At 74.2% G+C, this 15,296-nt stretch carries 12 protein-coding genes and 1 riboswitch; of the genes, 11 read left to right on the top strand and 1 reads right to left on the bottom strand.

The genetic code is table 11. The features are described from left to right. The first annotated feature begins 54 nt into the window (after positions 1-54). The 4 genes from ileS to ndk all read left to right on the top strand — a co-directional run bounded on the left by ileS (position 55) and on the right by ndk (position 5,731). Positions 55-3,402: an isoleucine--tRNA ligase gene (ileS, locus tag ACZ2G1_RS04345; RefSeq protein ID WP_115163579.1), complete on the top strand. Its 3,348-nt coding sequence runs from the start codon at positions 55-57 to the stop codon at positions 3,400-3,402. Continuing rightward, positions 3,399-4,772 (top strand): bifunctional folylpolyglutamate synthase/dihydrofolate synthase, encoded by a 1,374-nt coding sequence (locus tag ACZ2G1_RS04340; protein WP_017834591.1) that lies wholly within the window; start codon positions 3,399-3,401, stop codon positions 4,770-4,772. Before ileS ends, ACZ2G1_RS04340 begins: the two co-directional genes overlap by 4 nt. Before the next feature lie 64 nt (positions 4,773-4,836). Further along, a complete protein-coding gene (locus tag ACZ2G1_RS04335; protein ID WP_081994585.1) occupies positions 4,837-5,271 on the top strand; it encodes a DUF4233 domain-containing protein in 435 nt (144 codons plus the stop codon). Positions 5,272-5,314: 43 nt separating this feature from the next. After that, positions 5,315-5,731 (top strand): nucleoside-diphosphate kinase, encoded by a 417-nt coding sequence (gene ndk, locus ACZ2G1_RS04330; RefSeq protein WP_017834593.1) that lies wholly within the window; start codon positions 5,315-5,317, stop codon positions 5,729-5,731. 121 nt (positions 5,732-5,852) lie between these two features. Here the strand turns inward: ndk and ACZ2G1_RS04325 are convergent, their stop codons facing one another. Next, the gene (locus tag ACZ2G1_RS04325) at positions 5,853-6,485 is read right to left on the bottom strand and encodes a vitamin K epoxide reductase family protein (protein ID WP_035930031.1); all 633 of its coding nucleotides are present in this window, start codon (positions 6,483-6,485) and stop codon (positions 5,853-5,855) included. A 427-nt stretch (positions 6,486-6,912) separates the two neighbouring features. Here ACZ2G1_RS04325 and ACZ2G1_RS04320 point away from each other — a divergent pair, with 427 nt between their 5' ends. From ACZ2G1_RS04320 to rpmA, 7 genes are all read left to right on the top strand, one after another. Then, on the top strand, positions 6,913-10,293 hold the full coding sequence (locus ACZ2G1_RS04320; protein ID WP_470377517.1) for an Rne/Rng family ribonuclease: 3,381 nt from the start codon (positions 6,913-6,915) through the stop codon (positions 10,291-10,293). Between the two features lie 193 nt (positions 10,294-10,486). Further along, positions 10,487-11,221, top strand: a complete 735-nt coding sequence (locus ACZ2G1_RS04315; RefSeq protein ID WP_470377516.1) for a nuclear transport factor 2 family protein — start codon at positions 10,487-10,489, stop codon at positions 11,219-11,221. 49 nt (positions 11,222-11,270) lie between these two features. After that, positions 11,271-11,364: riboswitch (TPP riboswitch) on the top strand. Positions 11,365-11,406: 42 nt separating this feature from the next. Then, positions 11,407-12,231, top strand: coding sequence for a hydroxyethylthiazole kinase (gene thiM, locus ACZ2G1_RS04310; RefSeq protein WP_017834597.1), 825 nt, complete (start codon positions 11,407-11,409; stop codon positions 12,229-12,231). After that, the gene (gene thiE / locus ACZ2G1_RS04305) at positions 12,228-12,911 is read left to right on the top strand and encodes a thiamine phosphate synthase (protein WP_095650521.1); all 684 of its coding nucleotides are present in this window, start codon (positions 12,228-12,230) and stop codon (positions 12,909-12,911) included. The genes thiM and thiE overlap by 4 nt, the downstream gene beginning before the upstream one ends. Next, positions 12,908-14,443: a bifunctional hydroxymethylpyrimidine kinase/phosphomethylpyrimidine kinase gene (locus ACZ2G1_RS04300; RefSeq protein ID WP_115162775.1), complete on the top strand. Its 1,536-nt coding sequence runs from the start codon at positions 12,908-12,910 to the stop codon at positions 14,441-14,443. Before thiE ends, ACZ2G1_RS04300 begins: the two co-directional genes overlap by 4 nt. 220 nt (positions 14,444-14,663) lie before the next feature. Continuing rightward, entirely contained in the window at positions 14,664-14,975 is a 312-nt protein-coding gene (rplU, locus tag ACZ2G1_RS04295; RefSeq protein WP_017834600.1) for a 50S ribosomal protein L21, read from the top strand. A 60-nt stretch (positions 14,976-15,035) separates the two neighbouring features. Beyond that, positions 15,036-15,293 carry a 50S ribosomal protein L27 gene (gene rpmA / locus ACZ2G1_RS04290; RefSeq protein WP_017834601.1) on the top strand — a complete coding sequence of 86 codons (258 nt, stop codon included), beginning with the start codon at positions 15,036-15,038 and terminating at the stop codon, positions 15,291-15,293. Positions 15,294-15,296: the final 3 nt, after the last annotated feature.

The following is a 15,296-nucleotide window of genomic DNA, read 5'->3' as shown; positions in this document are numbered from 1 at the left end:
CCTTGCACCCTGACCCGCACGAGCAGCACCGACGTCAGAACGAGGATGGACCCCGTGTCAGACCAGCCCGTCTACCCCAAGGCGACCACCGACCCCGCGGCCCGGGGCGTGCCCGCGGCGCCCGCGTTCCCGGCCGTGGAGGAGCGCGTCCTCGCCTATTGGGCGCAGGACCGCACGTTCCAGGCCAGCGTGGACCAGCGCGACCCCGGCCGGGACGGCTCCAACGAGTTCGTCTTCTACGACGGCCCGCCCTTCGCCAACGGACTGCCGCACTACGGGCACCTCCTCACGGGCTACGTCAAGGACCTCGTGGCCCGCTACCAGACCCAGCGGGGCCGCCGGGTGGAGCGCCGCTTCGGCTGGGACACCCACGGCCTGCCCGCCGAGCTCGAGGCGATGAAGCAGCTCGGGATGGCGGACAAGCAGGAGATCGAGCGGATGGGCGTCGCGGCGTTCAACGACGCCTGCCGGTCCTCCGTGATGAAGTACGCCTCCGAGTGGCAGGACTACGTCACCCGCCAGGCCCGGTGGGTCGACTTCGACAACGACTACAAGACCCTCAACCCGGACTACATGGAGTCCGTGATCGCCGCGTTCAAGGCGCTCGACGACAAGGGCCTCGTCTACTCCGGCTACCGCGTCCTCCCTTACTGCTGGAAGGACGAGACCCCGCTGTCCAACCACGAGCTGCGGATGGACGACGACGTCTACCAGGACCGCCAGGACCAGACGGTGACCGTCACCTTCCCCGTGCTCGACGACGCCTCGTGGGCGGTCCGGCCCGAACTGGCCGCCGAGCTCGCCGGGGTGGAGGCCCTCGCCTGGACCACCACGCCCTGGACGCTGCCGACCAACCAGGCGATCGCCGTGGGCCCCGAGATCGTCTACGCCGTGGTCCCCGGCGCCGGCGAGCTCGAGGGCCGGCGCTTCCTGGTCGCCGAGGAGCTGCTGGGCGCCTACGCGAAGGACCTCGGCTGGGGCGAGGCCGAGGACCCGGCGGCGGCCGCGGCCGCGGCCGTGACCGCCCGGCACCGCGGGGCCGACCTCGAGGGGCTGCGCTACCAGCGGCTGTGGGACTACTTCGCGGACGCCGAGCGCTTCGGCACGGGCACGTCCTGGCAGTTCGTCGTGGCCGACTACGTCACCACCACCGACGGCACCGGGCTCGTGCACCAGGCGCCCGCCTACGGCGAGGACGACCAGAACGTCTGCGCCCGCTACGACATCCCCGTGGTGCTCTCCCTCGACGAGTCCGGGGTGTTCTACCGGCTCTTCGAGGACGAGCGGCTCGCCCCCGGCGCGCCCCTGGCCGGGATCGCCGGGCGCAACGTCTTCGACAAGGACGTGGCCCGCACGGTGGTCCGGGACCTCAGGGCCCAGGGCCGGCTGGTCCGGGAGGCCAGCTACGAGCACCCGTACCCGCACTGCTGGCGCTGCCGGAACCCGCTCATCTACCGCGCGGTGTCCTCCTGGTTCGTGGAGGTCACCCGGATCAAGGAGCGGATGGTCGAGCTCAACCAGCAGATCACCTGGATCCCGGAGAACGTCAAGGACGGCCAGTTCGGCAAGTGGCTGGAGAACGCCCGCGACTGGTCGATCTCCCGCAACCGGTACTGGGGCACGCCCATCCCGGTGTGGGAGTCCGACGACCCCGAGCACCCGCGCCGCGACGTCTACGGCTCCCTCGCCGAGCTGGAGGCCGACTTCGGCCGGCTGCCCGTCAACGACCGGGGCGAGGTCGACCTGCACCGGCCCTGGATCGACGAGCTGACCCGCCCGAACCCCGACGACCCGACGGGCGCCGCCACGATGCGCCGCGTGCCCGAGGTGCTGGACGTGTGGTTCGACTCCGGGTCGATGCCGTACGCCCAGGTGCACTACCCCATGGAGAACCGGGAGTGGTTCGAGACCCACAACCCCGGCGACTTCATCGTGGAGTACATCGGCCAGACCCGCGGCTGGTTCTACACGCTGCACATCCTGGCGACCGCGCTGTTCGACCGGCCCGCGTTCCGCAACGTCATCAGCCACGGCATCGTGCTGGGCTCGGACGGGCAGAAGATGTCGAAGTCCCTGCGCAACTACCCGGACGTCAACGAGGTCCTGGACCGGGACGGCGCGGACGCGATGCGCTGGTTCCTGATGTCCAGCCCCATCCTGCGCGGCGGGAACCTGGTGGTCACGGAGCAGAGCATCCGCGACGGCGTGCGCCAGATGATGCTGCCGCTGTGGAACGTCTACCACTTCTTCGGCCTCTACACGAACGCCGCGAACGGCGGCGCCGGCTACGAGGCCCGGACCCGCCACGACTCGGAGCACGTGATGGACCGCTTCGTGCTGGCCGCCACCGGCCGGCTCGTGACGGACGTCCAGGACGCCTTCGACCGCTACGACGTCTCCGGGGCCGCGGAGCGCCTGCGCTCCTACATGGACACCCTGACCAACTGGTACGTGCGCCGCTCCCGGGACCGGTTCTTCGACGAGGACACCGTCGCCTTCGACGTGCTGTACACCTGCCTGGAGACCGTCTGCCGGGTGGCCGCCCCGCTGCTGCCCCTGGTTGCGGAGGAGATCTGGCGCGGGCTGACCGCCGGGCGTTCCGTGCACCTGACCGACTGGCCGGACGCCTCGCTGTTCCCCGCCGAGGCCGACCTGGTGGCGCGCATGGAGACGACCCGCACGATCTGCTCCAACGGCTCCGCCCTGCGCAAGGCCCACCAGCTGCGCGTGCGCCAGCCGCTGGCCGGGATGACCGTGGTGGTGCCCGGGGGAGACGAGCTCGCGGGCACCTTCGAGCGCATCGTCGCGGACGAGCTGAACCTCAAGTCGGTGACCCTGCTCGACGCCGGCCAGGCCTCCGCGGAGCAGTTCGGCATCTCCCAGCAGCTCAAGGTCAACGCCCGCGCCGCGGGACCCCGCCTGGGCAAGGGCGTGCAGGCCGTGATCAAGGCCGCGAAGTCCGGGGACTGGGGCACGGCCGAGGACGGCACCGTCACCGCCGGCGGAACGGCGCTGCAGGAGGGCGAGTACGAGCTCGAGACCGTCGTGGCGCAGGACGCCGCGGCCGGGTCCCGCGCCGTGGCGGTCCTGCCCGGCGGCGGCTTCCTCGTCCTCGACACCGAGCTCACCCCCGAGCTCGAGGCCGAGGGCACCGCCCGGGACATGGTCCGGGCGATCCAGCAGGCCCGCAAGGACGCCGCCCTCCAGGTCTCCGACCGGATCCGTACCGTCGTCACCGCCGACGAGCGGACGGTCGCCGCCCTCGAGGCCAACCGCGGGCTCGTGGCCGGCGAGACGCTCTCCGCCGAGCTCGAGCTGCGCGTGGGCGAACCGGCCGTGGCCGTGTCCGTCGTGGGCGCCCCGACCGGAGCCTCCGCCGGCACCGGGGCGGTGCGGGCGTGAGCGCCCCCTTCGCCGGGACCGGTGGGGCGGGGACCGTCGAGGAGGTCTACTCCCGGCTGCTCGAGCGCGCCCCCGAGAACCGGATGGCCCCGCGCCTGGACGCGATGCGCCGGACCATGGAGGTCCTGGGGGAGCCGCAGCGCGCCGCCCCGGTGATCCACCTGACCGGCACGAACGGCAAGACCTCGACCGCCCGGATGGTGGAGGCCCTGCTGCTCGCCCACGACCTGCGGGTGGGCCGCTACACCAGCCCCCACCTCTCCCGGGTCACCGAGCGGATCAGCGTGGACGGCGCGCCCGTCGACGACGAGACCTTCGTGCGCGTCTTCGGCGAGATCGCCCCGTACCTGGGCTTCGTGGACGCCGAGCTGGCCGAGCGGGGGGAGCCCCGGCTCAGCTACTTCGAGACCGTCACGGCGCTCGCGTTCGCGGTCTTCGCGGACGCGCCGGTCGACGTCGTCGTCCTCGAGGTGGGCATCGGCGGCTCCTGGGACGCCACGAACGTGGCGGACGCCGCGGTGTCCGTGGTGACCCCGATCGACCTCGACCACACGGACCTGCTCGGCGACACGCTCGGGGAGATCGCCGCCGAGAAGGCCGGGATCCTCAAGCCGGGCGGGTTCCTCGTCTCCGCCGCGCAGGACCCGGAGGCCGCCGAGGTGCTCCTCGCCCGGGCCCGGGAGCTCGGCGTCCCGTTCCGCTTCGGCGGCGTGGAGTTCGGCGTGGAGGCCCGCGCCACGGCCGTGGGCGGTCAGGTGCTCACGCTCCAGGGCCTGGCCGGGCGGTACCCCGAGGTCCTGCTGCCGCTGTTCGGCGCCCACCAGGCGGAGAACGCGGCCCTGGCCCTCGCCGCTGTGGAGGCCTTCCTGGGCGGCGGGGAGAAGGAGCTCAACCCCGAGCTGGTCCGCACCGGGCTGGGCGCCGTCGAGTCTCCGGGACGCCTGGAGCTGGCCCGCAAGGCGCCCCCGGTGGTCCTCGACGCCGCGCACAACCCGCACGGGCTCACGGCCGCGGCGGCCGCCCTCAAGGAGGCCTTCACGTTCGGGAAGCTCAACCTCGTGGTGGGGATGCTCCGGGAGAAGGACGCCGAGGCGATGCTGCGGGTCCTGCTCGACGAGTACGAGGAGTTCCACACCGAGTTCTGGTTCACCCGGTCCTCCTCGCCCCGGGCGGTCGACCCGCAGGAGCTCGTGGAGCTCGCCGTGGACCTCGGCTTCCCGGAGGACGTGGTCCACGCCGTCCCGCAGCTCGACGACGCGATGACCGAGGCCGTCCAGGACGCCGCCGCCCGCCCGGAGTTCGACGGCGCCGTGCTGGTCACGGGCTCGATCACCGTGGTCGGCGAGGCCCGCACGCTGCTGGGGCTGTGACCGTGCCCCGCGCCCCGCACCGACCGCACCCCCCGCAGGAGAGGACCCGTCCCACGTGGCACGCATGACCAGAGCCCAGCGCGACCGGAGCCCCGGGCAGCCCCGGCCGCGGCGCTCGATCCGCACGATGTTCGCCTCCTCGGTGCTGGTCATGGAGGCGTTCATCGCGTTCTTCGCGGCCCTCACCGCCTACGGTGTCCTCGGCCGGGAGCTCGGGGACGGGGCCCGGACGGCGATCCTGGCCGGCGGGACCGCGCTCGCGCTGCTCCTGGGGCTGGCCCCCGCCGTGCTGGGCCGGCCCTGGGGGTACACGGTCGGCTGGGTCCTGCAGGCCGTGTTCCTGGCCACCGGCTTCGTGCTGCCCACGATGTTCTTCGTGGGTGGACTGTCCGTGCTCGCCTGGTGGTACGCCGTGCGCACCGGGGCGCGGCTGGACCGGGAGAACGCCGCTCGCGACGCCGCCCAGGCGCAGTGGGAGCGGGAGCACCCGGACGGCTAGGCTGGGCACCGACATCCTGGACCCGCACCTCGGAAGGACCCCCATGACCACGGAACGCACCCTCGTCCTCGTCAAGCCCGACGGCGTGGCCCGCGGCCTCACCGGCGAGGTGCTCGCCCGGATCGAGGCGAAGGGCTACCGCCTCGTCGATCTGCGCCTGCTGCACGCGGAGCGCTCCGTGCTGGAGCAGCACTACGCCGAGCACCAGGGGAAGCCGTTCTACGAGCCGCTCGTCGAGTTCATGCTGAGCGGCCCGGTCGTGGCCGCCGTCGTCGAGGGCCACCGGGTGATCGAGGGCTTCCGGTCCCTGGCCGGGACCACCGAGCCGACCACCGCTGCGCCGGGCACGATCCGCGGCGACCTCGGCCGGGACTGGGGCGAGAAGGTCCAGCAGAACATCGTGCACGGCTCCGACTCCCCGGAGTCCGCCGAGCGCGAGATCGGCATCTGGTTCGCCTGAGCCCTGAGCCCGCCGGACCCCGGTGCGCACCGACGACGACGGCCTCCGCCCAGCACGGGCGGAGGCCGTTCGTCGTCGGTGCCGTGCCGCGTCCGGCGGAGCCGCACGGCACCGGGCGGGCTCAGGCCGGGAAGATGACCCCGGCGAACCGGACCAGGACGGTCCCGAAGAGCAGCACGAGCAGGGCGGCGGAGACGAACCACGCCCACTGCTCGGCGCCGCGCGCCACGCCGGCCGGCGCCGGCAGCACCCCGCCGCGCAGGTTGCGGGTCGTGGTGTGCACCAGCAGGACGGTCTGCATCACCCACACGAGCATGCAGTACAGGCACAGGGCGTTGATCTCGAAGGTGGTCTGCCACCACAGCCACAGCACGAAGACCCAGCCGAGGGTCACCCCGATCTGCAGCCCCCACCAGTACCAGGCGGCGAACCGCGCACCCGCCAGCACCGCGAGCGCCACGGCCACGACGACCGCGTAGGCGACGATGCCGATGAAGGGGTTGGGGAAGCCGAAGGCCTCCGCCTGGGGCGTGCGCATGACGGTGCCGCAGGACAGCCACGAGTTGATGTCGCAGCTGGTGCGGTGGCCGGCGTCGAGGAAGAGCTGGAGCCGCTCGTACACCAGCGTGGCGGCGCCGTAGAAGCCCAGGAGCCCGGTCACGAGGGCCACGAGGCCCCAGCGCCGGTCGGCGCGGGCGTCCGGGCCGCGGGACACGGCGGGGGAGTCGTCGAGGCGGGGCGGAGTGGAGGTCACACGCCGATCCTAGGCGATGCCCCCTGATGCTCCCCGGGGGCTCTCCCGGCCCCGTGCCCGCGGGTTGCGGGCCGTGACGGAGCCAATCCGGCCCGCACCGGGGCGTCTGTGAGATACTGGCCACGGTCGAGCCCGCCCGTACGCGGGATCTCGGCCCAGTCGGACTTCGACCCCAGGTCGGCAGGACCCGCGGCTCTCATCGGATTGAGCGCGTCCGCCGCCGGCCCAAGACCGTTGCCCTCGTGAGCAGCGGCTCGAAGCCCCGGACTGGCTCGCTGCCGTCCCCGCCCGTTCGCGAGGTGTGCGGGACGCGACGGGTACGCACAGGACTTCTGGCCGCCGCGTGGACCCCCACCGGCGATACGCCGACCAAGCAGCTGCGGGGACCGGGTACGGACGGCGTACCGCGGCAGGAGCACAGCTGTATATGGATGCCGAACAGGTGAACCAGGCCGGGGCGCAGGACGCCCTGGACGCTGGTCAGCAGAACACATCGCACGACGCCCACCGGGACCTCCCGGTGGCGGAGGCAACGGTGCAGGACACCGCCCCCGAGACCCCGGGCCACGTGCCCGAGGAGCCGTCGGAGGACGCACCGGCCGTGCCGGACATCGCCCCCGAGGTCTCGGGCCACGTGCTCGAGGAGCCGTCGGAGGAGGCGCCGGCCGCGCCGGACGGCGTCCCGGAGGCCGGGCCCGGCACGCCGGGCGAGGTCCCCGGCGAGCCGTCGGAGACCGTGCCGTCCGCGCCGGCCACCGGCGACGCCGCGGGGACCGACACCCTCGACGTCGCGCCCGGGACCGCGGTCCCCGGCGACGAGCGCCCCGGTGCGGTGGCCGAGGAGGCCGCCGCTCCCGCGAACCCCGCGCCCGGCACGCCCGGTGCCGAGGAGGCCGCCGAGGGCGTCGAGCCCGCCGGCGAGACCGAGGACCTGGGCCCCGGGGCCCAGGCGCCGGCCGCCGACGCGCCGGCCGCCGACGCGCCGGCCGGAGCCGGGCAGGACTCCGCCCCGTCCGCCGAGGACGACGAGGCGGACACCGACGACGGCGCGGACACCGTTGACGAGGACACCGACGACGAGGACACCGACGACGACGGGGAGCCGCGCACGGCGCCGGCCGCCGCGGTGACGGCGACCTCGCTCATGTTCCACGCCCCGGACCTCGACGAGCTGCGCGAGGCCGCTCAGCAGCGCGCCGCCCGCCGCCGGGAGGCGCGGCGCCGCCAGCAGGAGGAGAACGCCTCCGCCGAGGACCCGGGCGACGGTCCCGAGGAGCCGGACACGGCGGAGCTCGCCGACGAGGGCGATGAGGCCGGCCAGGGGACCGGCGGGAGCGCCACCAGCCGCCGCCGTCGGCGCCGCCGCCGCGGCGAGGTCGACATGGAGCTCGTGGGCGGCAGCGACGACGACCCGCCCAACACGGTGACCCGGGTCCGGGCGCCCCGCGCCGCGGAGACCGCCACGGTCGACGAGGTCGTGGCCGTGAAGGGCTCCACGCGGCTCGAGGCCAAGAAGCAGCGCCGGCGCGAGTCCCGCCAGACGGGCCGCCGCCGCCAGGTGATCACCGAGGCCGAGTTCCTGGCCCGCCGCGAGTCGGTCGAGCGGCAGATGCTGGTCCGGCAGAAGGACAACCGGATCCAGATCGGCGTCCTCGAGGACGGCGTCCTGGCCGAGCACTTCGTCTCGCACACCCAGCAGGACTCCCTGATCGGCAACGTCTACGTGGGCAAGGTGCAGAACGTGCTGCCGTCCATGGAGGCCGCGTTCATCGACATCGGCCGGGGCCGCAACGCCGTGCTCTACGCCGGCGAGGTCAACTGGGACGCGTCGCGGCTCGAGGGCGGGCCGCGCCGGATCGAGGTCGCGCTGAAGTCCGGGGACTCGGTCCTGGTGCAGGTCACCAAGGACCCGGTGGGGCACAAGGGCGCCCGGCTCACGAGCCAGATCTCCCTGCCCGGCCGGTACCTGGTCTACGTCCCGGGCGGGTCGATGACCGGGATCTCCCGGAAGCTGCCCGATGTGGAGCGCGCCCGGCTGAAGAAGATCCTCAAGGACCGTCTGCCGGACGGGGCGGGCGTCATCGTGCGCACCGCCGCCGAGGGGGCCTCCGAGCAGGAGCTCACCCACGACATCAACCGGCTGCGCGCCCAGTGGGAGCAGATCCAGGAGCGGGCCGGGTCGACCAGGACGCTCGCGCCCGAGATGCTCTACGCGGAGCCGGACCTCACGATCAAGACGGTGCGCGACGTCTTCAACGAGGACTTCACCACCATGGTCGTCCAGGGCGACGAGGCGTGGGACAACATCGAGGCGTACGTGACCTACGTCGCACCGGACCTGCTCGACCGGCTCAAGAAGTGGGACGAGGACGAGGACCTGTTCGTGAACTACCGCGTGGAGGAACAGATCCAGAAGGCACTCGAGCGCAAGGTCTTCCTGCCCTCGGGCGGCTCGCTCGTCATCGACCGCACCGAGGCGATGACGGTGGTCGACGTGAACACCGGCAAGTTCACCGGCTCCGGGGGCAACCTCGAGGAGACCGTCACCAAGAACAACCTGGAGGCGGCCGAGGAGATCGTCCGGCAGCTGCGGCTGCGGGACATCGGCGGGATCATCGTGATCGACTTCATCGACATGGTCCTCGAGTCCAACCGGGACCTCGTGCTGCGCCGGCTGGTGGAGTGCCTGGGCCGGGACCGCACCAAGCACCAGGTGGCGGAGGTGACCTCGCTGGGCCTCGTGCAGATGACCCGCAAGCGCATGGGCACCGGACTGCTGGAGGTGTTCTCCGAGCCGTGCGAGCACTGCGCCGGCCGCGGCGTGGTGGTCCACGACCACCCGCTCGAGGGCCGCTCCGGCGGTGCCACGAGCGAGTCCCGCGACCAGCGGCCGAACCGCACGGAGCGCAAGCGCGGCCGCGGGGGCCGCAACGAGCAGCAGCCCGCCCGGACGGAGCAGCGCTCCGCCGAGGCCGACCCCGCGGAGAAGGCCAAGGCCGAGGCCGCGCGGACGGCGTTCGCGACGATCGCCGCCGCCACCCACCACGAGGAGGCGGCCGCGGACGAGCCGGAGCGCGCCGAGGAGGCCGCTCAGCCGGTGGAGTCCCGGCCCGAGGGCTCGGGGCGCTCCCGGAAGAAGCGCCGCGGCAAGCGCAGCCGCGGCCGCGGCCAGGGCGGGGACACCGCCGCCGAGCAGCAGCCGGAGGAGGGGGAGGACACCGCCCCCGCCGCCCCGGAGCAGCTCCCCGCCGAGGAGGCGCCGGGCGAGCAGGGCTCGCGCCTGACCATCAACGGCGAGGTCATCGAGCTGCCGCAGGGCCACGCCGTGGTCGTCGAGCCCGTCGAGGCCCGGCCGCTGAGCCTGGACTCCCTCGCGGAGGTCTTCGGGCAGCGGGGACCGGACGCCGGCTCCGCTACCCCGGAGGCCGCCGCCGAGGCGGTCACCGGTGCGGATGACGCCGCGGAGGGGGCCACCGCCGCGGCGGAGGCCCCGGCACAGGAGAGCACGGCACAGGACCGCACGGAGCGGCAGGCGCCCGCCCCGGCCGCGGCGGTTGCCGCGGAGCAGGCGGACGTCGAGCCCGTGCGGCCCCGGCGGCGCTCCCGGCGGGCCTCGGCCCCGACGGCGCGGCCCGGCGAGGCCGAGGTGACCGCCGGCCGGGCGGCCGCCGCGGAGGGCGCCCGGCACGAGGCGAAGACCGTCGCCCAGCGCGCCCCGGAGGAGCCTTCCCGCCGGGCGCCGACCGTCGTCGGCGTCGGCGTCAAGGCCGAGGACCTCACCAGCGGCCGGCCCGCCGACCGGGGCTGACCCGCCCCGCCGAGCAGCACCACGGAGGACCCCGACCGGCACGGTCGGGGTCCTCCGTCGTCGCGGACCGTCACGGACCGTCCCGGCCTGCCCGCCCTCCGCACGGCGGCGTACCGTGGTGCGCACCACAGCACACCCGGGGCCGCCGGCCCGTCCGCCGGGAGAGCGGCCGCCCGTTCCAGGGAGCATCGCCATGACCAGTGCAGACATCATCCGCACCACCGGCACGGAACTGTTCGTCCACCGGGATCCGTCGGCCGTGGACCGTCACTACACGGAGGACTTCGTCCAGCACTCGCCGCTCGCGCCGGACGGGCGCGAGGGTCTCAGGCAGTTCGTGCAGAGCATGCCCGACGACTTCCGCGTGGACATGGTCCGGATGCTCGACGACCACGGGACGGTGGCCGTCCACTCGGTGTACGAAGGGCTCGGTCCGGAGCCGCTGGTCGGCTTCGACGTCTTCCGGGGGGAGGACGGACGGATCGCCGAGCACTGGGACGTCCTCGAGCCCCTGCGCACGGGCCCCGACGGCGCCCGCCCCCAGCTCGACGGTCCCGTCGCGGTCACGGACCACGAGCGGACGCAGGACAACAAGCGCATCGCCGCCGAGTGGGTCGAGGCCGCCCTCGTCGGGGGCGACCGCCACGCCGTCCAGGACCACATGAGCCCCCGGGGCTGCACCGAGCACACCGGCGGCACGCCGGACGGCCCGCAGCCCGCGTACCAGCGGCTGCGCCGCGTGGTCGGCGAGGGGAACTTCGTGCTGACCGTCGCGGAGGCCGTGCCCGGAGGGAACAGCGACGGGGGACCCACCGGAACTGTGGTCTGCTACGACCTCTGGCGCCTCGACGACGGCCGGATCGTGGAGCACTGGGGCGTCGCGCAGCCGGTGCCCGAGCGGATGGCCCACGCCAACGGCATGTTCTGATCCCGTGCGGGGTCCGTGCCGGCTCCCGCACGACGACTAGACTGGCAGGACACCAGACACGGGGTGCCGCACGAGCGGCTGAGAACACACCCGTCGAACCTGATCTAGCCAGTACTAGCGAAGGGATGTCGCAGATGCGCGATGCCGTACCCCCGTCCGACCGCACACCAGGACCCGGGAGGCCGGTGCCGCCGGACCCCGCGCTCGCCGAGGACGCCGCCGCGGCCCTGGCGGACCTGCGCGCCGCGGCGCCGCTGGTGCAGTGCATCACCAACGCCGTGGTCACCAACTTCACCGCCAACGTGCTGCTCGCCGTGGGCGCGTCCCCGGCGATGACCGACATCCAGGGCGAGGGCGGGGTCTTCGCGGAGCTCGCCGACGGCCTCCTCGTCAACACCGGCACGCCCACCGCCGAGCAGCGCGGCGCCGCCTACGAGGCCGTCGGGGCCCGGCGCCGCGCGGGCCGGGCCTGGGTCCTGGACCCGGTGGCGGTGGGTGCCCTGCCCGTGCGCACGGCGCTGGCCCGCGACCTGCTCGGGTTCGAGCCGGCGATCGTGCGCGGCAACGCCTCCGAGGTCATCGCCCTCGCCGGCGGCGCCGGCGGCCGCGGCACGGACGCGACCCACGGCGTCGACGCGGCCCGGGACGCCGCCGCCGCGCTCGCCGAGCGGGCCGGCTCGGCGGTGGCCGTGTCCGGGCCCGTGGACCTCGTGCGCTCCCCGGACGGCACGGTGGTCCGGGTGCCGCACGGCACGCCCCTGCTGACCCGCATCACCGGCGGCGGGTGCGCCCTGGGTGCCCTCATGGCGGCGTTCACCGCCGTGCGCACGGACCCGGCCGCCGCGGCGGTGGCCGCCACCACGGTGTACACCCTCGCGGCCGAGGACGCGGCCGCCGACTCCGCCGGGCCCGGCTCCTTCGCCGTGGCGCTGCTGGACCGGCTGCACGCCGTCACCCCGGAGGGGATCGCCGCCCGGGCGGAGCTCGTGCGCGAGGAGGTCGCCCGGTGAGCCCGAGCCTCGACCCCGCGGCCCTGTCCCTGCACCTGGTGACGGACACCGCCCTGAGCGCTCCCCGGGCGGTCCCGGACGTCGTGGCCGCCGCCGTGCGCGGCGGAGCCACCATGGTCCAGGTGCGGGAGAAGGACGCCCCGGTCCGCGAGCTCGTCGCCCTGCTGACGGCCGTGGCCGAGCGCGTGGGCCGGGAGGTGCCCGTGCTCGTGGACGACCGCGCCGACGTGTACCTCGCCGCCCGCGCGGCCGGCGCCCCCGTGGCCGGCGTGCATGTGGGCCAGTCGGACCTGCCCGTGGCGCTCGCCCGGGAGATCTGCGGCCCGCACGCCGTGCTCGGCCTCAGCGCCGCCACGGCGGAGGAGCTCGATGCTGCCGCCGCGCTGCCGGCCGGGACGGTCGACTACCTGGGCGTCGGGGCGGTGCGGGCGACCCGCACCAAGCCCGACCACCCCGAGCCGCTGGGCGTCGAGGGCTTCGCCCGCGCCGCGGCCCGCACGGCCCTGCCCTGCCTGGCCATCGGCGGGGTGCGGGTCGAGGACGCCCCCGGCCTGCGCGCCGCCGGCGCCGCGGGGCTGGCCGTGGTCTCCGGGATCTGCGCCGACCCGGACCCCGCCGCCGCGGCCGCTCGCTACCTGCGGGCCTTCACCGCCGTGCCCGCCGGGGAGGTGGCCCCGTGACCGCCCGCGTGCCCCGCGTCCTGGCCATCGCCGGCACCGACCCCACGGGCGGCGCCGGCCAGCACGCGGACCTCAAGTCGATCGCCGCGATGGGCGGCTACGGGATGAGCGCCGTCACCGCCGTCGTCGTCCAGAACACCGTGGGCGTGCGCGACATCCACGTCCCGCCGGTCGAGTTCCTCTCGGCACAGCTGGACGCGGTCGCCGAGGACGTCGAGATCGACGCCGTCAAGATCGGGATGCTCGGGTCCGTGCCGGTCATCGAGGCCGTCACCCGGTGGCTCGGGACCCACCGGCCGCCGGTCGTGGTCCTGGACCCCGTCATGGTCGCGACCTCCGGGGGCCGCCTGCTGGAGCGCGAGGCCGAGGACGCCCTGCGCGCGATGCTCGGCCTCGCCGACCTGATCACCCCGAACCTGCAGGAGCTCGCCGTGCTCGCCGGGGAGGACACGGCGTCGTCGTGGGACGAGGCCCTCGCGCAGGGCCACCGCGTGGCCCGCGCCCACGGCACCCTGGTGCTCGTCAAGGGCGGGCACCTCACGGGGGACCGGACGCCCGACGCGCTCGTGGGCCCGGACGCCCCCGAGCCCCTCGTGGCCTTCGACGGCGCCCGCGTGCCCACCGAGAACTCCCACGGCACCGGCTGCTCCCTCTCCTCGGCCCTGGCCACCCTCCAGGCCAGGCACGGGGACTGGCCCCGGAGCCTGCGGATCGCCCGGAACTGGCTGCGCGGGGCCCTCGAGGCCGCCGGGGACCTCGAGGTCGGCCACGGCAGCGGGCCCGTCCACCACTTCCACCACGTCCAGGACGCCCTCGAGAGCTGGGGCACGGCGCCGAAGCGGTTCACCGACGAGCTGTGGGAGGCCTCCGCGGCCGTGCGGCGGGAGATCGAGGAGCTCGAGTTCGTCCGCCTCCTCGGCGACGGCCGGCTCGAGCCGGACCGCTTCCTCGCCTACCTCGACCAGGACCTGCAGTACCTCGACGGCTACAGCCGGGCGCTGGCCCTGCTGGCCGCCAGGGCGCCCGACGAGGAGCAGCGGCTGTTCTTCGCCGCCGGCGCCGTGTCCTGCACCGAGACCGAGGCGCAGCTGCACCGGGCCCGGCTGCGGCACGCCGGGGACGGCGGAGCCCGGGCCGGCAGTGCCCGGGACGGCCTCGGCGAGGTGACGCGGCGCTACACCACGTTCCTGCTCGCGGCCACCGCCGCCGAGCCCTACCCGGTGGGCCTGGCCGCCGTGCTGCCGTGCTACTGGGTCTACGCGGACGTGGGCCGCCACCTGAACGAGCTCGCCGCGGCCGACGGGACCGACGGGCACCCCTACGCGGACTGGCTGGCCACGTACGCGGACGAGGGATTCCAGGAGGCCACCCGCACGGCCCGCCGGCTGCTCGACGACGCCGCCCGCGCGGCCCCTGCGGACGTCCGGGCGAGGATGCGGGAGGTGTTCCTGGAGGCCTGCGCGCTCGAGCGGGACTTCTTCGCCGCGCCGGTGGCGGAGCGCCGGTTGGCGGGCGCTGACCGGATCGAGTAGTCTTGATCTTCGGTGCCCTGCCGGTGCGCGCGTGTAAAAACTCGACACCCCACCTGGCGGCACATGCGGGTGCAGTTCCTGAATTGCGGCGAACCTGCGCTGACCTCGGCCTAGTCCCACGGGCCGGTCACCGTCAGCTCGTCTCAACGTCGTTGGTCCTGACAGGTATGCGCTCGACCCACACTGTTTACACATGACGTCGAGAGAAGTGAGTTCCCAAGTGGTGTACGCGATTGTCCGCGCTGGCGGCCGCCAGGAAAAGGTTTCCGTCGGAGACCTCGTTACCCTTGACCGCGTCGCCGGCGGAGCAGGCAGCACCATCGAGCTCCCTGCCCTGCTGCTGGTCGACGGGGACAAGATCACCTCGGATGCCCAGACCCTGGCGAGCGTCAAGGTCACGGCCGAGATCGTCGAGAACCTCCGCGGTCCCAAGATCTCCATCCAGAAGTTCAAGAACAAGACCGGCTACAAGAAGCGCCAGGGCTTCCGTGCCGAGCTGACCACCGTGAAGGTGACCGGCATCGACGCCTGACCGGCCCGGTCCCCGTCCAGACTCCACCAGCCAGTAAAGACCCGAAGGTAGGCACACCTCATGGCACACAAGAAGGGCGCGAGCTCCACTCGCAACGGTCGCGACTCCAACGCGCAGTACCTCGGCGTGAAGCGCTTCGGCGGCCAGACCGTCAACGCCGGCGAGATCCTCGTCCGGCAGCGCGGCACGCACTTCCACCCCGGCCTCAACGTCGGCCGCGGTGGCGACGACACCCTGTTCGCCCTGGCCGCCGGTCAGGTCGAGTTCGGCACCCGCCGGGGCCGCAAGGTCGTCAACATCCAGGCTGCCGCAGAGTAGTCC

The organism is Kocuria sp. KKT182 (assembly GCF_055635395.1).
The sequence above is the reverse complement of the archived record's forward strand: the minus strand, read 5'-3'. Positions and strand labels throughout refer to the sequence as shown.

Excerpts from the sequence above, each read along its gene's own strand:
- rpmA (WP_017834601.1), top strand. The coding sequence starts at position 15,036 with ATGGCACACAAGAAGGGCGCGAGCTCCACTCGCAACGGTCGCGACTCC.
- ACZ2G1_RS04320 (WP_470377517.1), top strand. The coding sequence starts at position 6,913 with ATGGATGCCGAACAGGTGAACCAGGCCGGGGCGCAGGACGCCCTGGAC.
- ACZ2G1_RS04315 (WP_470377516.1), top strand. The coding sequence starts at position 10,487 with ATGACCAGTGCAGACATCATCCGCACCACCGGCACGGAACTGTTCGTC.
- ndk (WP_017834593.1), top strand. The coding sequence starts at position 5,315 with ATGACCACGGAACGCACCCTCGTCCTCGTCAAGCCCGACGGCGTGGCC.
- ACZ2G1_RS04335 (WP_081994585.1), top strand. The coding sequence starts at position 4,837 with ATGACCAGAGCCCAGCGCGACCGGAGCCCCGGGCAGCCCCGGCCGCGG.